Raw genomic sequence first — 26,481 nt, 5'->3', positions numbered from 1 at the left:
ATTTTTTTGTGTTTGTATTTTCTAGTTTTTTAAAGGTTCTAAGAGATAGAAAAAATAATGAGAATGACTAGCTTAAAAATGAGAATTATGTAAATGACAATACTCTAATTGTTACCATAAAAGAACAGATGAGAAATAATTTCTAATTTTGTTTTGCAAAAATTACATTAAAAAGATTCATAAAAATAAGTTTTGTAAATATTCAAATTTTAGATTTTTTCAAGAAAAAATCAGCCACATCTATCGAGAGGGGCTGATACACAAAAATTTTTGCACTATCATTTTCGCCAAAATAAAAAGACCTGCAAACCAGGTCTTTTTCTATTTATTATTTAAATTTTATTTCTCCACCGCTTATTGAGTCGATTATTGCAAGTGAAAGCAAGTCATAACCTGCATCTCTTATTATCTTTCCACCTTCTTGGAAGCCCTTTTCTACTGCAACTGCAATGCCTTCGATTGTTGCTCCTGATTGATTGGAAATGTCGATAAGTCCCTTTAGTGCGTTTCCTTCTGCCAAGAAGTCATCGACAACTAAAATGTGGTCGTCTTCTGATAGGAATTTTTTTGATACTGTAACTCTGTATTCCTTGTCTGTTGTGAATGACTTTACATGAGATTCGTATACATCAGTTCCTAAGTTTTTGTTTTTTTGTTTTTTTGCAAACACTACGGGAGCATAGTCAAATTTTTCAGAAAGTAGTGAAGCAAGGGCAATTCCTGATGCTTCAATAGTAAGTATTTTGTTAATTTTTTTGTCTTTAAAATGTTCTTTGATTATGTCTGTAAGTTGTGACAAAAATTTAATGTCAAGTTGATGGTTTAGAAAAGAATCAACTTTTACGATATTGTCGTCTAAAATATATCCATCTTTTAAAATTCTTTCTTCTAAAATATTCATTATTTCCTCCAAAAACATCTGAAAATTATCAATATAGATAGAATACAATAAAAAATAAAATTAGTCTAGTTTGATGTGGTGTTTTTTTAAGTACAAGCTTAAAATTATTTATTTTCACTCGCTTCAAGGGTAAGGGATATGGAGATAGAGGAGAAGCAGTCTTCGCCTTGATGAAACGGTCTAAGCACTTGAAATTTATATAAAATTATTTCAAAACTGCGTTTTGTATTCTCAATGCGAGGAAGGGAAGGGGGCTTCCGCCTTCGCTGCGATTGTCCCCTTCCCTCTCCTCGCGCTCCAATCTAACCCCCAACGCCCACTTCGGAGAACGGATTGGACTTATCTAGCTATTTAGTACTCCGTAAAAAGCCTAAATTTCATAACTCGCAGACAGTTATTTTTGTTAAATTTATTCTTCATTACTATTTCTTTTAAATTGAAGTGTTTGTTGTGGTACGCTCAAACAAATGAAATTTTTAACGGCTTTTTGCGAAACTCGGCTGCCCAATATAACCACTAAACACTTTCTTTTTAAGACAACGACACATCGCTCCCACGACCCTACAGATCCTTCGACTCCACTCCAGGCTACGCCTTCCGTTTCGCTCTGGATGACGTTGGAGGGGGTCGATTTTTTAATTCTCGTCTTGAAATTGCCTACGTTAATAAAAATCATTTTACATAATACAATCACAAGTAAAAAAATCTTCGGCACAGTATGAGCCTTAACCCAAAACCCCCACACCTCATCATCCCAAACTTGAAAGTTCTGAAGTGGATGTGAATTAGGCTAAGCGTCTTAAGAAAAAACATGAATATTATAAATTTCCAAAACTTTTTCTAAATTTTTTCTAAATTTTTCCACAATCCCTTATGCAAATTATAATTTAATGTTACACTACTTAATAGTATTTGTTTGGAGAGATGCTAATGTTTAAAAATATTTTTCACGGCTTTGCCATGGCAATGGCAGATTCAGTGCCAGGTGTAAGTGGCGGCACCGTCGCTTTTATTCTTGGTTTTTATTTTGAATTTATTGAGAGCCTGCACAATTTATTTGACGGTGGAAAAAATAGAAAGCCTGCCCTTAAGTACCTACTAAAGCTAGGTGTTGGTTGGGTCATTGGTTTTATAATTTCTGTTGCCATAATTTCAAAAATAATCGACACTAATATTTATCTCTTGAGTTCAGTGTTTTTGGGCCTTACAATTGCATCTATTCCATTTATCGTAAAAGACGAGATAAGTATTATTAAATCGAATGGAAAATATTTTTACTACGCGTTTATCGGTCTTCTTTTAGTTGTTGGCCTCGTGCTCCTTCGCGAAGTAAGGCCAATAATTAATTCTTTCAATTTAATTGAGATAAATATTCCTGAGGCGATATATATCTTTTTGGCAGGAGCCTTCGCCATCTCTGCAACACTTCTTCCGGGAATATCTGGCTCATCAATTTTATTAATAACGGGATTATATCTTCCTATAATAAAGGCGGCAGGCGAAGTCCTTAGTTTTAATTTTCAAAATTTAGATGCGCTTTTAATTCTAATGCTTGGGATAATTTTCGGAATAATAATTTCAGTAAGAGTTCTTAGAAATGCCATTAAAAAATATAGAGAGAAGATGATTTATCTAATAATTGGGCTTGTGATTGGCTCAATCTATGCAATAATAATGGGGCCGACGGCACTTAACGAGGGCGCTCTTCCGCTTAGTCTTTCAAACTTTAGCTTCTTTGGATTTATAGTTGGAATTGGGATACTGTTTGGTTTAGAGAGATTAAAAATAGAAAAGGGAATATAAAAGACTTCCACGCGGAAGCCTTTTTTGATTTGACAATTCGTCATTTAGAAAATTATATTTTACGTATTTATGCTTAATTAGAATCAGTCGGAAAATTTAAAGGGTCGGGATAAGATAATTCATCTCACAAAGTATATCCAAGTAGGTCGACACCTTCAAGTTCTAGTAGAGTAATCTTATTATCTATACCACTTGCGTAGCCTGTAAGTCTTTTGCCTTTGCCAACGACTCTGTGACAGGGAATTATTATTGATATAGGGTTGTGGCCAACAGCTCCTCCAACGGCCTGCGCTGCCATTTTCTTTTTACCTCTTAATTTTGCCATTTCCTGTGCAATTTCGCCATAAGTTATTACTTCGCCATAGGGTATATTTACTAAAATATTCCAAACAGCTTTTTGAAATTCGCTCCCTCTTGGGTTTAGTTTTAATTCTGATGGACTTGGCCTTTTCCCACTAAAATATCTGCCTAGCCACTCTTCTGTATCTCTAAAAATTTTTAAGTCGCTCTCTTTATACTCATCTCCAAGAGTCCTTGCAAAATATTTTTGGTCGACTATCCAAAGTCCAGTAAGGGCATCTCCATCACTTGATAGCAGAAGATTTCCAATTTTTGAATTTATATTTTTTATATATTCCATAGCTACTATTCTTGTGAAAAATTCTCTTCCGTTTCCTTCATGGCATCGAGCGTATCAGTAAAGAGCTTATCCATGTCCCAACCAAGGATGTTTGCACCTTCTTTTATGATGTCTCTATTGCAACCAGCTGCGAATTTTTTATCTTTAAATTTCTTCTTGACGGACTTTAAATTCATATCTTGGACAGACTTAGATGGTCTCATGAGCGATGCTGCCCAAATGATTCCAGTGAGCTCATCGACAGTATAGAGAATTTTTTCCATGATGTGAGTTGGCGCTACTGTACTGCCAGTGTGCGAATAGCCGTGGGATATTGTCGAATTTATTATACTATCGTCTATTCCCTCATCTTTCATAAGTTCAACTTGCTTTACGCAGTGCTCATCTGGATACATTTCAAAATCTAAGTCGTGAAGCAGTCCAACAACTCTCCAAAACTCAACATTGTCTCTGTCATATTCACGAGCAAAATATCCCATAACCTCGCCCACAGTTTTGCCATGAGTGATGTGGAAAGGATCCTTGTTGTATTTCTTTAAAATTTCTAACGCTTCGTCGTAAGTTGGAATAAATCCCATAAAAATGCCTCCTTATTTTTAAAAATTATATCACAAGATTGTGAAAATTTTTAAGATTACTGCATTAAAATTAAGAGATTATTTCAAAAACAATTAACATGAAAGTTATAAGAGAACTAATACGCATCGCGTCAAGACGATAAGACATCGCTTGATGAGACAGATCCTTCTACCTAAAAAAATAGAAACCAAAATTTTAAATCCTATTTCACGAAAAAATCTTTTCTCACAAAATAGAAATCTAAAAATAGAATTAACTTCGCGAAATTGATTTTTTTTCAAAGTTGATGTATTATGTTGGTGTATTATAATTAATAACATTTTGAAAAACAGAGGTCATCATGAACATCGTATACTTTTACACATTAGTTTTAATATTTTTTATCTACTCAATCTTGGGGTGGATTACAGAAGTTATTTTAAAATATTTTCAATACAATAGATTTATAAATAGAGGCTTCTTGATTGGGCCATACTGTCCAATTTATGGAACGGGAGCCGTGGCAGTTACAGTATTATCAAATCTCTTAAAAGACTACGACTCGTCCTATGGCACAGTGTTTTTAATATCATTTTTTGCATGCGGATTGATAGAATATATCGTGGGATATGTATTGGAGAAGAGATTTCACGCCAGATGGTGGGACTACTCATATAAGCCCATGAACATCCACGGCAGAGTCTGGATAGGAAACCTAATACTCTTTGGAATAGGCGGAGTATTTATCGTTAAAATTTTTAATCCACATATACTTTCATACATCGACACAATTTCCATAAGCGCAATGAAGGCAATTAGCATAACGATAATAATCGTCATGGCATCAGACTACATAGTGTCTCACTTCATCATCGCACTGCTAAAAGAAGGAGTAGAAAGCTCCAAGCAGGATAAGAGCGAGGAAATTGCAAAAGAAGTAAGATTCTTGCTAGAGAACAAGTCAGTCTTCCACAAGAGAATCATCGACGCATACCCAGAGCTTGTATTTAGGACAGAAAGAGTAAAAGAAAGAATCGAGAAGATAAAAGAAGAATCAGAGTACATTCGTGAGATGGCAAACAAAAAAATCGAAGAAATATCTGATATAATGGAAGAAAGACACGAGACGCTTTCTAAGAATCTCGTGACAACAAGAAATCTTCAAAAATCAATAATTGAAATCCAAGATGAGATTATAAAAAACTTGACAGTTGACGGAAACCTTAACGAAGAAAACAAGGAGCTTTTCGATAAACTTGAAGAAAAGAAGAAAATCTTGGAGCAAAGGGAGCTTTTGTTAAAAAAGGCAAAAGAAGATTTGGGCGCATATTGAAAGGAGAAATTATGAAGAAGAAACTGACAGTATCACTACTCTGTATCGCACTTATGCTATTTGTAAATGTCTTCGCACAGGGCGGAGTAAAAATTGTCGTAAACGGCAAAGAAGTAAAGACAGATGTAGAGTGCTATATCAAAAACGGAAGAACCATGGTTCCAGTAAGATTTATTGCAGAAGAACTTGGAGCAGAAGTGAACTACGGAAAAGACGAAGAGCACAACTTTAGCTACGTAAACGTATCAGCACCAGATGACCAATTGGCACTATCAATGACTGTGGGCTATCCAGTAGCAACAATTAGCGAGGGAACATACAGATCAGATGTCGCACCAGAAATAAAAGACGGAAGAACAATGGTGCCACTAAGATTTATATCAGACTACCTAAACCTTGATGTGAAGTGGGACGGGGAGACTAACACAGTTAACCTAACAAGCAAAAAGCTTGGACCAAACGAAGACAGATACAAAAACTTTGAAAAATACTTTGACGATAAAGCAGCAGAAAAATATAGCAAATGGTTGACAAGCAAAAACCACTCAAACGAGCAATTTTTTGAAGCACTAAAATAAAAAAACATAAGAGAACTCCACCTTAGGATTGTAGTAGGGTGGAGTTTTTTATTTTGAAATTTAAGACTGTCATCATGTGCGGAAGAAATTTTCCTTCTTCAGGATGACGTCCCCACACCCCGTCATTCTGAGTGTAGTCGAGGGATCTGCACCTTTATGGGAAACAGCCTATGCGTTTTGACAATATAGCCTCAAGGTTAAATCGTAAATAACTTAACTTCAAAACGGCGTTTTGTATTGCTTTTGCGAGGAAGGGAAGGGGGCTTCCGCTCCTCCGCTGCGATTGTCCCCTTCCCTATCCTCGCGCACCAACCTAACCCCCGACGCCCACTTCGGAAAGCGTGTTGAACTTATCTAGCTATTTAGTACTCCGCAAAAAGCCTAAATTTCATAACTCGCGAGTTGCAATTTTTGTTAAGTTTTTTCACTATAGCTTTTTCTTTAACTCGAGGATTTTATTGCAGTTCGCTCAAACAAATGAAATTTTTAACGGCTTTTTGCGAAACCCGGCTGCCTCATAGCACTTCATCACATTTTGATTGAAGATAAACTTCGCGAACTAACGGCACAGTAACAACTTATTCATATGACGACGTCCCTACCCCGTCATCCCGAGCGTAGCCGAGGGATCTGCAAAGCTATCTAGCGAGACCTAATCGTCTTATAGAAACAACGTAGAGGAGAGACTTCAAAACACTTTCCCATCAAAACGACGACACATCGCGCCCGCAACTCTACAGATCCTTCGACTTCACTCCAGGCTTACGCCTTCCGTTTCGCTCAGGATGACGAGTTTTGGAGGTTTCTCGTTAAAACGACGACACATCGCTCCCCCGACCCTACAGATCCTTCGACGCGGAAAATAAATTTTCCTTGCTCAGGATGACGAATGAAGGTGTTGTGTTAAGAGATATTTAAGTATGACGAGTTAGGGGTTTTATCAAAACAACAACACTCCTAAAGTTCTACGCATCCAACACCCAATCTATGTTTTCCATTGGTATTTTTGTGCGGCAGTAGCTACACACCTGCATTCCGTCGTGCTCTACTTCTTGGTGGCTGCCACAGCTTTTGCATGTGAACTGGTCAGGGACGTAGTGGACTGGTGTGAGAGTGCCGAAGGCTCTCTTGACTCGGATTTTTATTTTTTTTGTTTTGTCCTCAAGACGCACACGGCTGGGGTCTCCTCTTAAGTACAGCGCGTCTACTTTACAGGAGCACTCTACAATCTCTTTGTTATCTATCTTTGCATAATTTTGAAACTGCAGCTGCATTAGGTTTCGGCAGATTATGCCAAGTGTCTTGTCTTTTTCTTCTTTTTCGCTCATGAGTACTTCTGGATGTGTTGTCAGTAGGTCGTTTAGTCTTAGGGTGAATATTTCTGATGAGAAGTTGGGGTCATTTTGTCTTATTTTTTTCTGAACTTTTTTGTGATTCATGTAGCCTTTTATGCCCTTTGCCAAGGAATAGAAAAAAAGCACAGTAAGGGCAACTGCCAATATGAAAGAGATAATTATGGTAATTGTTTCTCCTTCTGATTCTGTTATGAATCCTTTAAGCTTAAGCATTGACAATATTGCTGCTGGAATAATTATTATCCAAATAAAGCGCAAGTCGCGCAGTGCTCCTTCTACGAAAAATCTGCCCAAGTGATATTTATATGATTCTGCTGTGTATTTTGTGCGGCAAAATGGGCAATAGTAATTTTCTGCCTCCTCTTGCATGGGTGAGCCACAGTTCATGCAGTGAGGGGGATTTTTTTCGTCGTATGTCAATTTTTTGTTGCTCTTTACGACAGTGCTCTCGATAAATGCGTTATTTATTTTTCTCCTGTAGCGCTTTTTGTTACTTGTGGTTTTATATGTTTCTGATATCTTCGCGCTTGATACTGAAAATATTAAGTCGACCTTGCCGTCTGAATATTTGCGGGCGGCAGTTCGTCCGTCTTCTGATTCTTTAATTTTCACGTCTAGCTTTTTGTGAAGTCCAAATTCGTTTAGCGTTTCGATTTCTTTTTTGAAGCGTTCTAATTGTGAGAATGTCGCAAATTCTTTCATTTCTTCGATGTCGTTTGCATCGTACATTCTTTGTATTGCAGGTAGATAATCTAGGTGATCAAATTCTTTGGTAATTTTTCCAAATGGCATTTTTCCCTCCAAGTTATGGTATTTGTGAGTTTAAGATATCATAATTGTGTAAATTTTCTGTAGCTTGATGGGGTGGAAGGAGGCGTGTTTGTAAGGTTTTTGTAAAGAAAAATCTTTTAAGTTTAATGTGATAAATTATTTTATTGTCATTTTATTTTCTCTTGATTTAGTTTTTACACAGGCTTTACCATTTTATATTATGCTTGTTGTAATATTAATTGTTTTGGTGTTGTGGGAGGTGTTTAGTGAAGAAATTTTCTTTTTTTGCTATTTTTTTAATTTTAATTTTTGCGACTTCTTGCGATGCTGTTGACAGGGCGATTGAGGATACTTTTAGGGAGCCCGTCCACAGAAAGACTTTAGCTGATGATGAAAAGACTTTTGGTGAAAAATTAAGCGGAGTTTTTATCGACGAGTCCAATTATCCAATTTTTCCATCAGATATTTTGGAAGATTTTGAGGACAAAGCGGGTTTTCAATTTTCCGATGCTTTTAGAAACCACGTGAGCGAGTACATTTATGATCACGATATTGAGAGATACTTGACTGAGGAGGAAGTTCTTTCTATTGTTGATGAGATTGAGTCATATGATTTTCTTCTTCATCCCGAGAGAGTTAAAAATTTAGTCTACGAAATGTTAAAAGATAGAGGCTTAGAGGACGCAGAAGTTTGTGGTGGAAATTTTTATATTTATTCAGATAATTTCTATTTTTATCTCGAAAATCCAAAGACAGGCTCTATTAATGAATATAGATATAGCGCCGGCGATGGTTTTACAATCTCTCCATTTAAGGATAAAAAAGATGAATCTTGTGAATTTATTTCTATTAAAGATATTCCTTTTGGGAGCATAAAAAAGGTCATGGCGACATCTACTGAGTTTTTAAAAGATTTTGGAATAGATAAGCCTCACGACTTTACCAATGATCCGAAGTGCGGGATTAGTTTTGTCATGACAGAAGTTTTAGATGGCGAGCTTATTTTTAGGACGCGAGTTGTGGGAAAGACCGATGCTACTTATTTGGAATTTGATAGAGGGGGAACGCTTAGATGATAATTTTTTTAATAATTTTCATGTATGTATTCCCACTATTTTTCCTGCCCATGATACCTGTAAGGATGACGCCAGTTTTTGCGACAGTTATGTTATTCGTTGGCTTTGGGATTTGGATTTTTAACGGCTTTAAAATTTTATCCATCATAAGATATCCGAAAAAGCTCGAGAAAGAATATGCTGATTTAAACAACAGAGGTAAGCTTGTCACGGCAGAGTTACTTGATGTTTTAGATGTTGGCAAGTTATATGGTAAAGCTACAAAAAAGCTAAGTGTTCAGTTTAAAAACTTATCTGGAAATTTAGTTAAGGCAAATATTTTGGTAGAGAAGGGGCAAAGTGAAAAAAATTATGAAGCATCTAAGGCGATTGATCTTAAGCTAAATAGAGATGGTTTTAGACCCGTTCTTATGATTTCTGGTTACGACTATGATGAAAGTCCAAAAAAAGTCATGTGGCTGTGGTTCATGTTTCACTTTGTGTACATGGTTGTATTCTTTTTGGTGTCCTACAGGATGCATAACGATGGCTACGGCTGGAGGTTTTTGGGGCCTCTTCATCCCTTCATCTGGTCGGGCTTCATGTCCATTTTTATTTTAAAGTTCATACAAAAGATTTTTATGCGAAGCCGCGTCTACTTGGGTTATGACTTAATGAGTGGCGATGCCAAAGGGCACGATGAAGAGCTAATTTTATATGGAAAATCCATTTGTGGAGAAGTTTACGATTATCAAAAGACGGGCGCCGTTGTAGACGGTGAGACAGAAATTATGTTTAATATTAGGTTTTGCGATTGCGATGTAGTCGTTAATAAAAGATTTAAGGATCTAATTCGAGTTGTGAGTCCAGAAAAAGTAAAAAGTGGTAGAGTGGATGTCATTTTTCTTCCACAAAACCCCGATATTTTTGCAATTACTTTTAAGTGATGATTTAAAAATTTATTTTGTTAAGAGATGGAGGTAGTTTATGGGATTTATTAAGGCTTTTGCAGGTGCACTTGGTGGAACTTTTGCGGACCAGTGGAAGGATTTTTATGCACCACTAACTGGCGTTTCTGATACTGCGGGAGTATTTCGAGGTGAACACCGCGCAAGAGGAGGTAGAAGCGCAAATTACAAGGGAAATGAAAATGTGATTACAAATGGAACAAAGGTCATTGTGCCAGAAGGCACTGCACTTATCACAACTAAGGAAGGTGCAATCACAAATATCATCACAGAGGCCGGCGGATACGAGTATAGAAGTGATGACCCAAATGCCAAATCTATATTTGCAGGCGACAGCGCTTTTGATTCTTTAATAAAATCAACATGGGAGAAGTTTAAATTTGGAGGATCACCTGCCTCCAGTGAACTTTTATTTTATGTGAACTTAAAGGAGATTCCAAACAACCGCTTCGGCACTCAATCTGTAATTTACTGGGACGATGCATTTTTAAGAACGCAGGTCGGCGCAGTTGTTCGCGGAACATACACGCTTAGGATTGTGGATCCGATTTTATTTATTAAAAATTTTGTTCCATCAAAATATTTAACTCGCGGCGCTAAAGTTTTTGACTTTGCCGATATGGATAACGACGCGGGGGAAGAACTTTTTAGTGAAGTTGTCGGATGTTTATCTTCTGCTTTTTCAAATTATACGAATGACCCAGAAAGAAAAAACCGCATGAGCAAGATTCAAGGAGACCAAATTGGTTTTGCAAAGGCGCTATCTCTTGCAGTGGAAGATGCCTATCAGTGGAGGTCAGAAAGGGGCCTTGAAATTGTAAAGACTTCAATTATTGCAATAGAGTATGACGAGGACACAAAGAAATTGCTCTCCGATGTTAAAAAGGCAGATGCATTATCAGGCGGGCGCGGAAATTCGTTCTTTAAACAGGCAGCTGCAAGGGGAATGGAGTCTGCTGGTGAAAATGGAAGTGGCGCTGACATGGCATTTATGAGCATGGGAATGAACGCAGCCATCAATACGAACGAGGCAACGAGTAAACAAGATGAAGATTACGACAAAAGTTCAACAGAAAAATTAATTGAGATGAAAAAACTTCTCGACGCTGGAGTTATTACTGAAGAGGAATTTAAAAAGGTGAAATTTGACATACTTGGTTTTTAAATGTAATCTTTATATATGAAGATTTTAAGAGACTATGTAAAATTTATTTTTATGCAAGATGTTGATATAGAGTCTGGCAAGGCGGCCCTCGTTATTAGAATTTTATCTTTTCTATTCGCAGCCTTCTTCTCCTGGGGAGTTTTCTACCTCATGTATAGATACAATGTAAATATTATTTTGAGAATTCTTTTGGGAGGATATGCGTCGCTTGGATTTTTTACGACGATGCCAGCTTTAACTGCACAGATGAAAAAAGAGGACAAGGACTTGGTCGATGCGATTTCTAATTTTGGAATTCACAATAGTCCTTCAATTTTAATTGCGCCCATATACTTATTAAATTACTGCAAAAAAATAAATAGAGATTTAGATTAAGCTCCAACGATTACCGTGGAGCTTTTTTTATTTAACTTCGTCGCCCAAGTGGCGCAGTTTATCAATTTGTTCTTCGCGACCTAGAACTATTAGCACATCGCCCAGCTTAAATACATAATTTACTGGAGGATTAAATAGAAGCTCGTCGCTTTCTAATTTTTTAATCGCAAGAACCATGAGCCCCGTCTTTCTTGGAATTTCTGCCTCCAATATGCTCTTATTCTCCAGGTATGAGTCCTTCATAACAGTTACTTCTTCAAGGTCAAGCTCAATGTCTCCAACTCTTGTAAAGACGTCCAAGAAGGAGATGATATTTGGCTTAATCATTAGAGCTGCCATTCTCTTTCCGCTTATCTCGACAGCTGATAGCGTCTTATCTGCTCCAACTTTTTTTAGTTTTTCGCTGCCCGATTTTGTTATAGAATTTGCAATAATATATAAATCTTTATTTAAGTTTCTCGCAGTTAGAACGGTAACGATGTTATCGACCTCTGCATCCATTGTGCTAATTAGTCCTTTGGCCTTGTCAACACCTGCGTGAAGAAGGATATTTTCTTCAGTTGATGAGCCCTCAACGACATTGATATCTTCGTGGCTGTACTCGTCGAGGTCCTCGCGATTATCTGTAATAACGACAAAGTCAAGGTCTTCATGTACAAATTTTTTTATAATAACTTCTGCAAGTTCGCCCGACCCACATATTATGTAGTGGTCCTTTAGGTTTGCAATTTTTTTCTCCATTTTTTTCCCCTTCCACAAATCCTTAATCTTTCCGTCGACAAATAAAACTATCAAATTGGAGAAGGCATAACCGACTATGCCAACGCCCCAAAATATCATAAAAATTGAAAACACCTTTGCCTCGGTATCCATCTGTGCAACTTCACCAAAGCCAACTGTTGAGATTGTGATTACCGTCATGTAAAGGGCGTCTACAAAATTAATTTTTAGAAGAATCATGTATCCGACGATTCCAACGATTATTAAGAGGGCAAATGTATAAAATATAAATTTTAGTTTTCGCTTATCTTCCATAGTACCACCTTGATAAAATTATAATATAATTTATTACAAAAAACTATATTTAATATATTAGCAAATAAAAGTTTATAATTTGCCACAGGGCGTTTGGGATTGTGTATAATAGAATTAAAGTATTAAAAGGGTGATGTTATGAGCGAAGAAAGAAACAAAGAATTAATTTTTACAGAAGAACTAGAGGAGATGGTAAGAGGTTTTGGGGAAGGAAGTCAGGAGGGAGCAAAGGCAGCACTTCGCAAGAGTCAAGACGACTTTGGATATGTATCCATTGCGCACATAAAACAGATTGCCGATGCCTTTAAACTTGACGAAAAAATTATAAAGACCATGATAAAGTTCATGCCGTCAATTAAAGAGTCAAAGGTCGAGTACGAAATAGTGTGTTGCAGTGGACCGAGATGCGCAAAGAACGGCTCCATGGAAGTGATAAAGACCATAAAAAATAGCTTGGGAATTGACTTTAACGAGACGACAAAAGACGGCAGAGTAAGCCTTAGAAGTCAAAACTGTTTTAAAAAGTGCAAGATGGGGCCAAACATTATGATTAACGGAAAGTTTTATCATCATATGAACAAAGAAAAGGCCGAAGAGATTATGAAAGAGATAGTGGGAAATTAATATTTAAAGTGTAAAGCTCTTAAGATGAGTTGCAGGGAGTGATATTATGAAAAGAGCCTATGTAGTCCCTCATCCTCCGATCATTCTACCAGAAGTGGGACGCGGAGAAGAAGAGAAAATTTCTAAAACTATAGAAGCCTACAAAAAAGTTGCAGAGGAAATTGCACAGATTAAGCCAGATACTATAATAATTTCATCGCCTCACGCGCCTTATTATAGGGATGCCTTTTACCTTGCTGATGGGAAGAGTGCCGTTGGAGATTTATTTAACTTTGGAGTATTAGATGTGGAAGAGGAAGTAGAACTTGACAGGGACCTTGCACTTGAGATTAAAAAAGTTGGATTAGGCCTTCCAATTAATTTTACAAAAAATGACGCAAATAACCTTGACCACGGAAGCCTCGTTCCACTTAGATTCATAAAAGAAGCTTATTCGGATTTTAAAGTTGTAAGACTTGGACTATCTATGCTTTCAGGAAGAGATCATTATAAACTTGGAATGGCAATAGAAAGTGCTGCCAAAAACCTTGGACGAAACTATGTCTACATTGCATCGGGAGACCTTTCTCACGTGCTTAAAGAAGATGGACCCTATGGATATAGAAAAGAAGGACCAGAATTCGACGAAAAAATTATAGATATTTTAGAAAGAGCGTCCTTCGATGAATTAATAAATTTCTCAGAATACGAAGCCGAATGTGCAAAGCAGTGTGGGCTTCACTCATTCCAAATAATGGCGGGCACATTCGATGGACTTGACGTTAGTGCAAAAAAATATTCCTACGAAGGACCTTTTGGAGTTGGATACGCAGTGATTGCCTTTCGGTCAGAAGGTGAAAATAAAGACAGACACTTTTTAAATAATAAAGAACTCGATCCATACATCGAACTTGCAAGAAGAAGCATCGAGTCCTATGTAAGAGATGGCAAAATAATTGAGCCGACAGAGGACTTGCCACTCGCAATGTTAAAAGAGAGGGCAGGCTCTTTTGTAAGCATCGAAGAAGATGGGGATTTGAGAGGCTGCATCGGAACGATTGGTCCCGTGCGTGAAAATATTGCAGAAGAAATTATAGGAAATGCAATTTCAGCTGCAACAGAAGACCCGCGATTTCCACCAATCTCCGCAGAAGAACTTGGGAAATTAGAAATTTCTGTAGATATTTTGGAAAAGGCCGAGCCTATAGCATCACTTGATGAGCTAGACCCCAAAATTTATGGAGTAATAGTCTCAAAAGACTTTAGGCGCGGGCTACTTCTTCCAAACTTAGAAGGAGTTGACACGGCAGAAGAGCAGGTAGACATCGCAAGGCGAAAAGCAGGAATTGGACCGAGGGAAGACTTTAAAATGGAAAGGTTTAAGGTAGTGCGCCATGAATACAAATAAAATAAAATGCGACTTATGCCCGAGAAACTGCGAACTTGATATGGGACAAGTTGGATATTGCAAGGCGAGAAAAAATGAAGATGGAAAAATAAAATCACTCTCCTACGGCAAAATAATTTCCATTGGCCTTGACCCAATAGAAAAAAAGCCTCTAAAATACTTTCATCCGGGGACACAAATTTTGTCTGTTGGGACATTTGGTTGCAACATGAACTGTCCGTTTTGCCAAAATCACGAGCTGGCAAGAGCAGGCGATGGAGATCTCAGGTCCCACGACGTATCCCCAGAATACTTGCGAGACCTTGCAGTTGGACTTGTCGGCCGAGGAAACATTGGCATCGCCTTTACTTATAACGAGCCCATGATTAACTTTGAATACGTAAGAGATACCTTTGAGCTTGCACTTAGAGACGACTTAGAGACAGTTCTTGTTACAAATGGACAGGTAACAGATGAGTACTTAGAAAAAATTCTTCCACTTGTAAAAGCTTTAAACATCGACCTAAAGACATTTTCGAGAGAAAAATACAAAAAACTTGGCGGAGATTTAGACGCCACACTAAACACAATAAAAAAATCAGCACAAAATTCACACGTAGAAATAACGACGCTCGTTGTGCCAAAAATATCTGATAACTTAGAAGAATTTAAAAAAGAAGTGGACTTCATAAGTGAAATTGACCCGTCCATACCACTTCACCTAACGCGCTACTTCCCAATGTATAAATACGAAGAAGAAATGACGAGCCTTGAAACATTGGAAGAGATGAAAAAAATAGCAGAAGAAAAACTAGAACATGTAATACTTGGCAATGTGTGAAAATAATTTAGGGGGTTGTTAGAAAATTATAGGATTTTATAAACTTAGAAATCTTAAAAAATAGATTCCGTGTGTCATCCCAAGTGTCAGACGATGGATCTGCAAAGTGGTCTAGCGAGACCTAATAGTCTTAGAGCAAAAGTACTACGGAGAAAAGCAAAACAAAAATAGAACAAACGAAAAAAGGTATGTCAGAGGAACCGCTCGAGGCCGCTAGGCCAAGTGACGTTCCCCTGACATATCCTTTTTTCTATTAACAAAGAATTTAGAAAGAATTAAAAAAGAAAAACTTAGACACAGTGACAACTTGTTCGAGTCACAACCCTCACACTGCGTCATCCCATTAATTCATATCCCAAATATCCAAACATAACGTCCCCATACATCATCCCGAGCGGGCGTGAAGCGCGAGTCGAAGAATCTGCACCTTTAGGGGAAACAGCCTATGCGTCTTAATTAGAAAACCTAATGGAGAAGATGCTCCAAGATGCCTTCTCATCAAAACGACAACACATCGCACCCACGACCCTACAGATCCTTCGACTCGGAAAATAAATTTTCCTTGCTCAGGATGACGCCCTCACACTTCGTCATTTCGAGCGAGCGTGAAACGCGAGTCGAGAAATCTGCAAAGTCATCTAGCGAGAACTTTTCGTCTTAAAGAAATAACGTATAGGAGAATTACTCCTATGCACAACTTGATCAAAACGACCACACATCGTTCCCAAGTCTCTACAGGTCCTTCGACTCCACTTCAGGCTACGCCTTCCGTTTCGCTCAGGATGACGTCACCACACCCCGTCATCCCGAGCGTAGTCGAGGGATCTGCACCTTTAGGAGAAACAGCCTAAGCGTTTTAACGAAAAAATCTAAACACTTTAATTTAACATAAAATTATTTCAAAACTACGTTTTACATTTCCTCTTGCGAGGAAGGGAAGGGGGCTTCCGCTCCTCCGCTGCGATTGTCCCCTTCCCTCTCCTCGCGCACCAACCTAACCCCCAACGCCCACTTCGGAGAACGTGTTGAACTTATCTAGCTATTTAGTACTCCGCAAAAAGCCTAAATTTCATAACTCGCAGACTGTTATTTTTGTTAAGTCTATTCTTTGTAACACTTTTCTTTAACTCAAAGTAGTTACTGTGGTTTGCTCAAACAAATGAAATTTTTAACGGCTTTTGCGAAACTCGGCTGCCCAATATAACTCCAAAAACACTTTCATATCAAAACGACAACACATCGCTCCCAAGTCTCTACAGATCCATTCGACGCGGAAAATAAATTTTCCTTGCTCAGGATGACGTTGGATGAGGTGGTTTCTCATATATCGCAGATAAATCATAGGCACAGTGACAACTTGTTCGAGCCACAACCCTCACACTCCGTCATCCCGAGCGTAGTCGAGGGATCTGCAAAGTAGTATAGCGAGAACTTTTCATCTTAAAGAAACAACGTAAAGGAGAGACTCCAAAACACTTTCTCATTAAGACGACGATACATCGCAACCACGACACTACAGATCCTTCGACTCACTTCGTTCGCTCAGGTTGACGTCGAAAGCGGTATTTTCCTGATATAGTGACGAAATTGTCTACACTATTGTTGCCTTCCACCCATCATCTTGAGTGAGCGCGAAGCACAAATATAAGAATCTGCAAAGTAATAGGGCGAGAACTAATTGTCGTGACAAGAAAACTCCCACCCGTTATCTTGAACGGAAAAAATTCTACATTCTTCCACCACTTCCAACTATTATATTTCTATAACCATCACAAGTCTTTTAAATCTTTCTCCCCAACCCCAAAAATTTAATTGAAAAATTTTATCAATTTCCTTTATTTTATTTGAATCCATGTTATAATGTTATTGATTGATAATGAGTGTCAAATTCGAAATGTTTTGCGGCGAGTTTTAAAAAATATTTGTTGTGCGAAGACATTTCAAAATTATTTCAAAAAATTTTTTTAAGTTTTAATTTTTTTAGCTTCATTATTAATTTAATTTATTTATTTTGTTTAATGCAAAGTTTACATATTAGAGGAGATGTGTCATGAAGGAGATGACTCTAAGGGACGCTAAGGTCGGGAAGTTTTATGTTGTCAAGAAAGTTAATGGCAAGGGACCTTTGAAGAGAAGAATTATGGATATGGGGATTACTAAAAATACCACGATCTACATAAGAAAAGTAGCCCCTCTTGGCGATCCTGTTCAGATTAACATTAGAAGCTATGAGCTTACTATTAGAAGAGAAGACGCGGAATTAATTGAGATAGAAGAGATGACAGTAGGTGAAGCATGAGAATTAATATCGCCCTTGCGGGAAATCCAAACAGTGGTAAATCGACCCTTTTTAATAATTTAACGGGGTCAAATCAGTACGTGGGAAACTGGCCGGGAGTTACTGTTGAGAAGAAGACTGGTCTTTATAAGAAGGACAAGAATGTTTCTTTTACAGACTTGCCGGGAATTTATTCGCTCTCTCCATACACTTTGGAGGAGGTCGTGTCTCGTGATTATTTGGTAAACGAGAGGCCCGATGCGATAATCGATGTAATCGATGCGAATAATATTGAGAGAAATTTGTATCTTGCAACTCAACTTGCTGAGCTTGATATTCCTTTGGTGCTCGGTCTTAACATGATGGATGTTGTGAGAAAGAACAATGACAATATTGATACTAAAATTTTGGCAGATAAGTTAAACTGCGAAGTTGTGGAAATTTCTGCTCTTAGAAATGAAAATGTCGACGAGCTTATTGATGCTGCAATTAAAGCAATAAATGAAAAGGAAAAGCCAAAGACAAAGTTTGATGAGCCTCTTGAGTCCTATGTTTTGGAAGCAGAGAATTTCGGTAGCATTAAGGATAATCCTGCGAAGAGATGGCTTGCTGTTAAGTTTATCGAGCAGGACGAGAAGATTATGAAGGAATATAGGCTATCTACAGATGAGAAGAATAGACTTCGCGATATGGTCGACGCTTTGGAAGATGAGTATGATGATGACACTGAGGGCATCATCACAGACCAAAGATATAACTTTGTAACAGATGTAACTAAACTTGCTGTTACAAAGGGAAGAGATGGCATGACTACTTCTGATAAAATCGACAGAGTACTTACAAATAGATTTTTGGCACTTCCAATTTTTGCAGTTGTAATCACCATGGTCTACATTTTGGCAATTAATTATGTAGGTGGACCTGTGACTGACTGGACTAATGATGTGTTATTTGGACAAATCGTGGGCGGAGGCGCTGAAGAATTTTTGACTAAGCTTGGAGCATCTCCTGCAATAACTTCACTAATCGTTCACGGAATCATCGGTGGAGTCGGTGCAGTGCTTGGGTTCTTGCCAGTTATTGCGACACTATTTTTATTCATTGCAATTTTGGAAGACATTGGTTACATGTCAAGGATTGCCTTTATATTGGATAGAATCTTTAGAAAGTTTGGATTATCAGGCAAGTCATTTATACCAATTCTTATGGGTACAGGCTGTTCTGTTCCTGCAATTATGGCGACAAGGACTATTGAGTCTGACAAAGATAGAAGGATGACGATAATGAACGCATCCTTTATGCCATGCGGTGCGAAGCTTGATATATTAGCTATGTTTGCAGCCTTTCTTGGAGGCAGCTGGTGGTATGCGCCACTTTGGTATTTTATAGGAATTGTGGCAGTTGTAATGTCTGGAATTATGTTAAAGAAGACAAAAAGATTTAGCGGAGATCCAGCACCTTTTGTAATGGAGCTTCCAGAATACCACTTGCCATCAGCAAGAAATGTCCTAAAGGCAACTTGGTTTAGATGTAAGGGCTTTGTCGTAAAAGCAGGTACTTTGATTTTACTTGCCACAGTGACAGTATGGTTCTTGACGAATATATCCGTTGATGGACACTTCATGGACTTTAACTCTCATCCGGACAGATCAATACTTGCATCTATTGGAAACTTCATTGCTCCAATATTTAAACCACTTGGATTTGGAAACTGGATTGCATCAGTTGCAACAGTTTTAGGACTTCTTGCAAAAGAAGTTGTAGTTGGAACTTATGGAGTAGTGGCAGGACTTGGCGAAGTGGACGCAGCAAACGCGACACTTGCAAGTTTTGTAGCATCAAACTTTACAAAACTATCTGCGTTTTCGTTCGTAGTATTTAACCAACTAACACTTCCTTGTTTTGCAGCAATGGGTGCAATAAGAGAAGAGATGGGCTCAAGAAAATGGTTTGGCTTTGCGATAGGTTATTTATTCGCATTCTCTTACACACTTACATTTATGATCTATCAATTTGGGCTAATAATAAATGGAGCACCATTTACAATAACAACAGCAATAGCAGTAGTTGTACTTTTAGTATATATGTATCTTTTGTTTAGGAAAGACAGAAGTAAGATTTATGAGTCAAAGAGAAGGGAAGGCGAAAGATTGAGTTATGAAAATAATTGATGTAATTCTAGCATTAATAATTGCAGCAGTACTTGCTTTGGCATTTAAAAAGACGAGAAAAACAAAAGGATGTAGTTGTGGTTGCAATGGATGCAACACGCCATGTTCTGCAAAGGACTTAAACAACGCAGGAAATGGAAATTGATTTTATAAATTAATAAAAATAGAATAAACGAAAAAGGATATGATGAAAGACACGCTCCAGGCCGCTAGGCCAAGCTAATGGTCTCTTTATCATATCTTTTTTTCTATTAATAAAGAATTTAGAAAACCTTGGGCAAAGTGACGACTTGTTCGAGCCACAACTCAACACCCCGTCATTCTGAGCGAGTGTGAAACGCGAGTCGAAGAATCTGCACCTTGTGGAGAGACAGCCTAAGCGTCTTAACTAGAAAACCTAATGGAGAATATGCTCCAAGGCGCCATCTCATTAAGACGACAACACATCGCAACCACGACTCTACAGATCCTTCGACTCACTTCGTTCGCTCAGGATGATGTTGGATGGGGCGTTTTCCTGATGTCGTAACGAAATTGTCTACACTCACTGTTGTCTTCTGCCCGTCATCTTGAGCGAGAGCTTTGCTCGAGTCGAAGAATCTGCAAAGCTATCTAGCGAGATCTTTTCGTCTTAAAGAAACAAAGTAAAGGAGAGACTCCAAAACACTTTTTCATTAAGACGACAACACATCGCAACCACGACTCTACAGATCCTTCGGCGCGGAAAATAAATTTTCCTTGCTCAGGATGACGTTGGATGGGGCGTTTTCCTGATGTCGTAACGAGATTGTTTACACTCACTGTTGCCTTTTGCTCGTCATCCCGAGCGTAGTCGAGGGATCTGAACCTTGTGAGGAAACAGCCTAATCGTCTTGATGAGATAATGTAAAGGAGAGAATTGCTCCTAAACACTTTATCATTAAAACGACAACACATCGCTCCCATAACTCTACAGATCCTTCGGCGCGGAAAATAAATTTTCCTTGCTCAGGATGACGCCCCCATATTCCGTCATCTTGAGCGAGAGCTTTGCTCGAGTCGAAAGATCTGCACCTTGTGGAGAGGCAGCCTATGCGTCTTAACTAGAAAACCTAATGGAGAATATGCTCCAAGGCGCTATCTCATTAAGACGAACACACATCGCAACCATAACTCTACAGATCCTTCGACTCACTTCGTTCGCTCAGGATGACGAGTTAAGGGATTGTGGTGTTAAGTGATGTGTAAGGATGACGAGTTAAGGGGTTGTGGTGTTAAGTGATGTGCAAGGATGACGTTGGATGGGGCGTTTCCCATATAACGCAGATAAATCATAGATACATTCACATCATTAACTCCCAGTCCCCACACTCCTCCACAAAAAAAGACCTATTTCTAGGCCTTATTTTTTCTATATTTTATGCTATTTGTTATTGTGTTTACGAGTATTACGTAGTGCAGATAAAAGCATGCGGCAAGGCTTGCTATCGGTGCACCAATCATCTCTATTGGCGTTCTTCCTGCTATATTCCAAGGTATATATGCAGGTGTTAGGATGGCTGAGTTTTCTAAATACAGCGCAAGTTCATACTCGTCTTCTATGTTTTTTCTTGCCATTTCGTATGTCAGCATCACGCTAAGTGTTTGGTTTGAGCTAAATGTTGATATCACTGTGCTTAAGAGCACCATGATAAGCATTGGTGAAAATTTTTGAAAGAGTTTATTTACATATAGTCTTATTGGGTCAAGTATCGCCGTCTCTTTAAAAAATCCAAAGTAACCAGATGATATTCCTACGATTATGTGCAGTTTTATCATGGAGAGAAGTCCTCCTCCGTTTAGGAGTTCTCCTGCAAGTGAATTTGTTTTAAATCCAAATATTAATGAGTTTATGATTTCTCCTGCACCAGACCCTTGCACTGTTACTGCAAGTATTATCGACATGGCAATTGATGATATCAGCGTTATGATTAATGGAATTTTCATTATTGAGAAAACTATTATCATAATTGTTGGAAGTAGCAGTATCCACGTGAAGTTATATATTTCTGCAATGGAGTTAATGCTATCTGTGTTTATGTTTATGTCCACATTTAGGTTAAAGAGCTGATAGGTTATTATTGTCAAGATAAATGGAACGAGGGCTGTTTTAAACATGTTTTTTAGATTTTCTATTAAATCTGTCTTTGTAAGTGTTGCGACAAGCAGTGCAGATGTTGAAAGGGGCGATGATCTGTCGCCAAAAAAGCATCCCGATACTATTGCGCCGCCTGATATTATTGGATTAAATCCCATGGCCTTTGCAATGGACATTGAGATTATCCCTGCAGTCGATGCTGTTCCAAAGCTCGTTCCCGTTAAGAATGACACGGCAGTGTTAAATAGAAATATTCCGACGTAGAAAAATTCTTTTTTTATAAAGCTAACGCCGTAATATATTATGTAGGAGAGAGTCCCCGATAGTCGCCAGATTCCTGTAATCATTCCGATTAGTGTAAAGACGATTAAAATCATCTTTATGTCCTTTATGCCAACGATTATCATGTCAAGGATTTCTTTTTTTGTGTAATTTTTCCTTCTTGCATATAGGCACAAAAGGATTAAGTTTATTATCAGTGCGATATAAATTGGCGCGCCTATAAATACATTTATTAATAATATTGATATGAATAAAATTAAAGTTATATTCTCTAACATATAAACCTCCAACACAATTATAGTATAAAATTATGAAAGTGTGTTAGTTTATTGCAATAAAAAGCGTGAGCAAGGAATATTTTCCTTCTCACGCCATTGTTTTATAAAATCTTTAAAGAGAAATTTATTCTTCTGTTATTTTATATCTATTTTTGTGGTTAAAGAGTTTAGTGTTATCTGCTATGGCTCTTACCACTGTAAAGATTAGTATTGACGCCAAGTTTGCTGTTACTGAGTCATGATCAAAACGTGGAGATACTTCTGCGATGTCAAAGGCCATTGGCTTTCCAGTTTCAAATACATGCTTTAAGAACAAAATTACTTTTTCTGGGTCAAGGCCAAGTGGCTGTGGTGCAGATACTCCTGGTGCAAATGATGATGAGAAGCAGTCCATGCAAATTGTAACATAGATGCTTTCTTGTTTTGCCAAGAATTTATCGAGCTCGTGAGTTATTTCTAAATAGTCTCCGTTTATTACATCTTTTGCAAGAACGTAGTTAACTCCAAGTTCGTCAGCTGTTCTAAAGAGCGCCTGAGTGTTTGAGTGTTTTTGAATTCCAAGCACAAAGTAATTGTAGTCTTCGCCCTTTTCTTTGTTGTAGTCTGCAATTTGTCTAAACATTGTGCCACTTGTTCCTGTACCTTCTTTATACGGTCTTAGGTCAAAGTGTGCGTCGAAGTTTAAAATTCCTGGGCTCTTTAGGTTGTGCTTTTCTGTAAATAGGCTAAGTCCCTTGTAGTGTCCAAAGGCTGTCTCGTGTCCTCCACCCAAGACGATTGGGAATAAGTTTAGATCAAGCATTTTTTCTACTGCAAGTGAGAGTTCTTCTTGTGCAGACTCAAGGTTTGTAAATCTACTTGTAACATTGCCGCAGTCGAAGATTTTAACTTCTTCAGAAAATTGGCAAGGAAGCTTAGTTAGCTCTTTTCTTATTGCACTTGGGCCGTTGGCTGCTCCAAAACGTCCCTTATTTAGTTCTATACCTTGGTCAGATTCAAAGCCCAAAATTCCAAAGGCAATCTCGCCATCGAAAGGTTCATTATTTTCTGCGTTTAAGTCGATTGGCTTTACCCATTGATGCCATCTAAAAGATTCATAATCTTCTTCGTCATCGACTCTACCTGACCAAATGTCCATATTTTGTGGATTGTAATATTTTAACATCTCTTTCATCCTCGTAATTAGTTTACTTTGTTTTGTGGTGTTTTTCCTTCTTTAAATTGAATTAAGTTGTCTCTTGCATTTTCACCCATTTCCATACGAGCTTCATAAGTTGCATTTCCAAGGTGTGGTGCCAAAATTACATTGTCTAGCATTAGAAGTTTTTCATTGACCTTTGGTTCAAATTCATAAACATCTAGTGCCGCTCCTGCAATTTCTTTTCTAATTAAAGCCTCTGCAAGTGCTTCTTCATCTACTACTGGTCCGCGAGACGCGTTGATTAAAATTGCACTTTCCTTCATCATTTCAAGTTCTTTTTGTGAAATCATGTGTTTAAGTTCAGGTACAAAGGCTGTGTGAAGACTTAAAAAGTCAGAATTTTTAATTACATAGTCCTTGTCTTTGTACTCGAGACCATATTCTTTTTCAAAATCTTCTTTTCTAGTCCTTGAATAATATATCACATTCATCTCAAAAGCGCGCGCTCTTTTTGCTAAATTTTTTCCAATATTTCCAAGGCCGATGATTCCAAGAGTCTTGCCTCGAAGTTCGCTTCCTAAATAAAAAGTTGGCCTCCAGCCGTAGAACTCGCCGCGTCTTGTAAGTTTATCTCCAGATACAAGCTTTCTGGCAGCTGAAATCATAAGTGCAAAGGCAAGCTCTGCAGTTGAGATTGCAGATGATGGAGCTGGTGCATTTGTCACTATGATATTTTTTTCTCTTGCATAGTCTATGTCGATGTTGTCAAAGCCCGCTCCGTAGTTTGCAATTATTTTAAGACTACTTCCCGCATCGATTATGTCCTTATCAATTTTATCAGACAGTGGACAAAGGAGTGCGTCTTGTCCTACAATTTTTTCCTTAATCTCTTCGTGAGTCAAAGGAATTTGTGAGTCGTGATAAGTTATTTCAAAATGATTTTCTAAATCTTTAAAAATTTCTTCGGGGATCGTACTAGTAATAAGTAATTTCATATTATTCACCTCATTAAAACTATTCTACCCACTAATCCATCTAATTAAATCTATTTTAACATGAAAGGTGCGCAGTATAAAGTATTAGTGCGCCTTCTGCTTTTAGAAGAGTGGGGGGCTCTTTTAAATTTAAGTTTTTTCATATATAATAGTTATCTGATTGAGGTGATGAATTGACTTTAGAAGAAAATAAATTGGGAGTTATGCCCATTGGCAAACTTCTTTTTCAAGTTTCCTTCCCAATAGTTATATCGATGCTTATTCAGTCTCTTTATAACTTGGTGGATTCATATTATATTGGAAAAATTAACGAGGCTGCCTTTTCTGCAATATCAATTGCCTTTCCAATTCAAAACATAATGATTGGCATTGGTGTTGGAACGGGAGTAGGAATGAACGCCCTCATATCGAGACACTTGGGCGAGAAAAATTTCGAAGAATCAAACCGCACAGCAGAAAACGGACTGTTTTTGGCGATAATATATTCAATAATATTTTTTATACTCTCACGCATTTTACCAAGCGCATATTTAAATTCACAGACGACAGATAAAATGATAGTTGATTATGGAGTTCATTACTTGCAGATTGTAATGGGATTTTCTTTCGGCGTATTTTTGCAGATATATATGGAAAGAATTTTGCAATCAACTGGTCGAACTGTTCTTACAATGATTACGCAGTTAATTGGAGCGATACTAAATATTATACTCGACCCGATTTTTATTTTTGGCAAGTACGGTCTTCCTGCAATGGGAGTAAGAGGCGCTGCAATTGCAACTGTAACGGGACAAATTGTCGGAGCATGCTGTGGATTTATTTTGCAACACACATTAAATAAAGAGATTACAATTAAAAGTCCAAGAGCCGACGGCTATATAATAAAAGATATTTTTAAAGTTGGATTTCCGTCGACTATAGCGTTTACGATACAGTCCTTTACAATATATGTACTAAACGCGATGCTTGCAAAAATCTCCACATCTGCCGTTGCGGCGCTTGGGGCATATTTTAAGGTTCAGTCTCTTGTATTTTTGCCGATATTTGGGTTAAATAATGGAATTGTACCAATAATTGCGTACAATTATGGTGCAGAACAAAAAGATAGAATAATTGAAGTTATGAAACTAGCATTTAAAGTAGTAATTCTAATGACTATAATCATAGCTGGAGGAATATTTATCTTTCCAGAAAAGGTACTTTCAATATTTTCTGCAACAGACGAGATGCTAAAAATTGGTGTGCCGATGCTTAAAATCTGCGCGACTTCCTATATATTTGCAGGAATTTCAATTGTTGGGATTTCAATTTTTCAGGCTTTTGGAAACGGAATGTTGCCGCTTCTTGATTCAATCTTAAGACAGATTATTGTTCTCTTACCAGTTGCATACATTGCATTAAAATATTTTTCTGTAAACGAAATATGGTATGGCTATTTAATAGCAGAAATATCATCTGTAATTTTTGTAGCATATTTCATGAACACATTCGTAAGAAGGAAGCTTGAGCGAATTAAATAATTAGCGAAATGTTGAAAAAATTTAAGATTTATTGTATTATGAGGTTATATAAATAAAGTTGGAGGAATAAAATGAGCAAGGAAAAATTTGAAAGAAATAAACCCCATGTTAACATAGGAACAATTGGCCACGTTGACCACGGTAAAACAACAACAACAGCAGCAATCACACTTGTACTAAACAAGAGATTTGGCTCAGGAGAATTCGTAGACTACGCACACATTGACAAAGCACCAGAAGAAAGAGAAAGAGGAATCACAATCTCAACATCTCACGTAGAATACGAAACAGCAAAAAGACACTACGCACACGTAGACTGCCCAGGACACGCT

Annotated in this window: 23 protein-coding genes; 15 read left to right on the top strand and 8 right to left on the bottom strand. The window is 37.7% G+C overall.

The window, feature by feature from the left end; translation table 11 throughout:
• Positions 1–328: 328 nt before the first annotated feature.
• Positions 329–901: a xanthine phosphoribosyltransferase gene (locus ACOX6R_RS02870; RefSeq protein ID WP_433447038.1), complete on the bottom strand. Its 573-nt coding sequence runs from the start codon at positions 899–901 to the stop codon at positions 329–331.
• 930 nt (positions 902–1,831) lie between these two features.
• On the opposite strand from ACOX6R_RS02870, the gene ACOX6R_RS02865 reads away from it, so the two are divergent.
• Positions 1,832–2,704, top strand: a complete 873-nt coding sequence (locus ACOX6R_RS02865) for a DUF368 domain-containing protein (RefSeq protein ID WP_433447036.1) — start codon at positions 1,832–1,834, stop codon at positions 2,702–2,704.
• A 124-nt stretch (positions 2,705–2,828) separates the two neighbouring features.
• On the opposite strand, the gene ACOX6R_RS02860 is transcribed toward ACOX6R_RS02865, so the two are convergent.
• Both ACOX6R_RS02860 and ACOX6R_RS02855 read right to left on the bottom strand, forming a co-directional pair.
• Positions 2,829–3,344, bottom strand: a complete 516-nt coding sequence (locus ACOX6R_RS02860; RefSeq protein ID WP_433447034.1) for a methylated-DNA--[protein]-cysteine S-methyltransferase — start codon at positions 3,342–3,344, stop codon at positions 2,829–2,831.
• A gap of 5 nt (positions 3,345–3,349) precedes the next feature.
• Positions 3,350–3,922 (bottom strand): hydrolase, encoded by a 573-nt coding sequence (locus ACOX6R_RS02855; RefSeq protein ID WP_433447032.1) that lies wholly within the window; start codon positions 3,920–3,922, stop codon positions 3,350–3,352.
• A gap of 341 nt (positions 3,923–4,263) precedes the next feature.
• Here ACOX6R_RS02855 and ACOX6R_RS02850 point away from each other — a divergent pair, with 341 nt between their 5' ends.
• Positions 4,264–5,235: a putative ABC transporter permease gene (locus tag ACOX6R_RS02850; RefSeq protein WP_433447030.1), complete on the top strand. Its 972-nt coding sequence runs from the start codon at positions 4,264–4,266 to the stop codon at positions 5,233–5,235.
• 11 nt (positions 5,236–5,246) lie between these two features.
• Positions 5,247–5,813, top strand: a complete 567-nt coding sequence (locus ACOX6R_RS02845) for a copper amine oxidase N-terminal domain-containing protein (protein WP_433447028.1) — start codon at positions 5,247–5,249, stop codon at positions 5,811–5,813.
• A 965-nt stretch (positions 5,814–6,778) separates the two neighbouring features.
• On the opposite strand, the gene ACOX6R_RS02840 is transcribed toward ACOX6R_RS02845, so the two are convergent.
• Positions 6,779–7,960 (bottom strand): hypothetical protein, encoded by a 1,182-nt coding sequence (locus ACOX6R_RS02840; protein ID WP_433447026.1) that lies wholly within the window; start codon positions 7,958–7,960, stop codon positions 6,779–6,781.
• Positions 7,961–8,205: 245 nt separating this feature from the next.
• Between ACOX6R_RS02840 and ACOX6R_RS02835 the strand changes: the two genes are divergently transcribed.
• Genes ACOX6R_RS02835 through ACOX6R_RS02820 form a run of 4 tightly spaced genes read left to right on the top strand, consistent with a single transcriptional unit; the run spans position 8,206 to position 11,502 of the window.
• Complete coding sequence (locus tag ACOX6R_RS02835) at positions 8,206–9,015, top strand: hypothetical protein (protein WP_433447024.1); 810 nt, start codon at positions 8,206–8,208, stop codon at positions 9,013–9,015.
• Entirely contained in the window at positions 9,012–9,941 is a 930-nt protein-coding gene (locus ACOX6R_RS02830; RefSeq protein WP_433447022.1) for a hypothetical protein, read from the top strand. The genes ACOX6R_RS02835 and ACOX6R_RS02830 overlap by 4 nt, the downstream gene beginning before the upstream one ends.
• A gap of 40 nt (positions 9,942–9,981) precedes the next feature.
• Positions 9,982–11,127: an SPFH domain-containing protein gene (locus tag ACOX6R_RS02825; protein WP_433447021.1), complete on the top strand. Its 1,146-nt coding sequence runs from the start codon at positions 9,982–9,984 to the stop codon at positions 11,125–11,127.
• A 15-nt stretch (positions 11,128–11,142) separates the two neighbouring features.
• Positions 11,143–11,502, top strand: coding sequence for a hypothetical protein (locus tag ACOX6R_RS02820; protein WP_433447019.1), 360 nt, complete (start codon positions 11,143–11,145; stop codon positions 11,500–11,502).
• Positions 11,503–11,529: 27 nt separating this feature from the next.
• Here the strand turns inward: ACOX6R_RS02820 and ACOX6R_RS02815 are convergent, their stop codons facing one another.
• Positions 11,530–12,537, bottom strand: a complete 1,008-nt coding sequence (locus tag ACOX6R_RS02815) for a potassium channel family protein (RefSeq protein WP_433447017.1) — start codon at positions 12,535–12,537, stop codon at positions 11,530–11,532.
• 138 nt (positions 12,538–12,675) lie between these two features.
• On the opposite strand from ACOX6R_RS02815, the gene ACOX6R_RS02810 reads away from it, so the two are divergent.
• The 6 genes from ACOX6R_RS02810 (at position 12,676) to ACOX6R_RS02785 (ending at position 19,962) form a co-directional block, all read left to right on the top strand.
• Positions 12,676–13,161, top strand: coding sequence for an NAD(P)H-dependent oxidoreductase subunit E (locus ACOX6R_RS02810; RefSeq protein WP_433447015.1), 486 nt, complete (start codon positions 12,676–12,678; stop codon positions 13,159–13,161).
• 46 nt (positions 13,162–13,207) lie between these two features.
• Complete coding sequence (gene amrA, locus ACOX6R_RS02805; protein WP_433447014.1) at positions 13,208–14,548, top strand: AmmeMemoRadiSam system protein A; 1,341 nt, start codon at positions 13,208–13,210, stop codon at positions 14,546–14,548.
• A complete protein-coding gene (gene amrS, locus ACOX6R_RS02800) occupies positions 14,535–15,368 on the top strand; it encodes an AmmeMemoRadiSam system radical SAM enzyme (RefSeq protein ID WP_433447012.1) in 834 nt (277 codons plus the stop codon). The genes amrA and amrS overlap by 14 nt, the downstream gene beginning before the upstream one ends.
• Positions 15,369–17,427: 2,059 nt before the next feature.
• Positions 17,428–17,667, top strand: a complete 240-nt coding sequence (locus tag ACOX6R_RS02795) for a FeoA family protein (protein ID WP_433447040.1) — start codon at positions 17,428–17,430, stop codon at positions 17,665–17,667.
• Positions 17,664–19,817, top strand: a complete 2,154-nt coding sequence (gene feoB, locus ACOX6R_RS02790) for a ferrous iron transport protein B (RefSeq protein ID WP_433447010.1) — start codon at positions 17,664–17,666, stop codon at positions 19,815–19,817. The genes ACOX6R_RS02795 and feoB overlap by 4 nt, the downstream gene beginning before the upstream one ends.
• Positions 19,804–19,962, top strand: a complete 159-nt coding sequence (locus ACOX6R_RS02785; protein WP_433447008.1) for a FeoB-associated Cys-rich membrane protein — start codon at positions 19,804–19,806, stop codon at positions 19,960–19,962. Before feoB ends, ACOX6R_RS02785 begins: the two co-directional genes overlap by 14 nt.
• 1,229 nt (positions 19,963–21,191) lie before the next feature.
• On the opposite strand, the gene ACOX6R_RS02780 is transcribed toward ACOX6R_RS02785, so the two are convergent.
• From ACOX6R_RS02780 to ACOX6R_RS02770, 3 genes are all read right to left on the bottom strand, one after another.
• On the bottom strand, positions 21,192–22,493 hold the full coding sequence (locus tag ACOX6R_RS02780) for a Na+/H+ antiporter NhaC family protein (RefSeq protein WP_433447006.1): 1,302 nt from the start codon (positions 22,491–22,493) through the stop codon (positions 21,192–21,194).
• Between the two features lie 124 nt (positions 22,494–22,617).
• On the bottom strand, positions 22,618–23,658 hold the full coding sequence (hutG, locus tag ACOX6R_RS02775; RefSeq protein WP_433447004.1) for a formimidoylglutamase: 1,041 nt from the start codon (positions 23,656–23,658) through the stop codon (positions 22,618–22,620).
• Between the two features lie 17 nt (positions 23,659–23,675).
• Positions 23,676–24,629, bottom strand: coding sequence for a 2-hydroxyacid dehydrogenase family protein (locus ACOX6R_RS02770; RefSeq protein WP_433447002.1), 954 nt, complete (start codon positions 24,627–24,629; stop codon positions 23,676–23,678).
• Positions 24,630–24,802: 173 nt separating this feature from the next.
• Between ACOX6R_RS02770 and ACOX6R_RS02765 the strand changes: the two genes are divergently transcribed.
• The gene (locus ACOX6R_RS02765; protein ID WP_433447000.1) at positions 24,803–26,149 is read left to right on the top strand and encodes an MATE family efflux transporter; all 1,347 of its coding nucleotides are present in this window, start codon (positions 24,803–24,805) and stop codon (positions 26,147–26,149) included.
• Between the two features lie 71 nt (positions 26,150–26,220).
• Positions 26,221–26,481 (top strand): GTP-binding protein (locus tag ACOX6R_RS02760; RefSeq protein WP_433446998.1); only part of this gene is annotated, 261 nt, incomplete at its 3' end.

Source organism: Peptoniphilus sp. (genome assembly GCF_050943655.1).
In the GTDB taxonomy this organism is placed as follows: domain Bacteria; phylum Bacillota; class Clostridia; order Tissierellales; family Peptoniphilaceae; genus Peptoniphilus_A.
The sequence above is the reverse complement of the archived record's forward strand: the minus strand, read 5'-3'. Positions and strand labels throughout refer to the sequence as shown.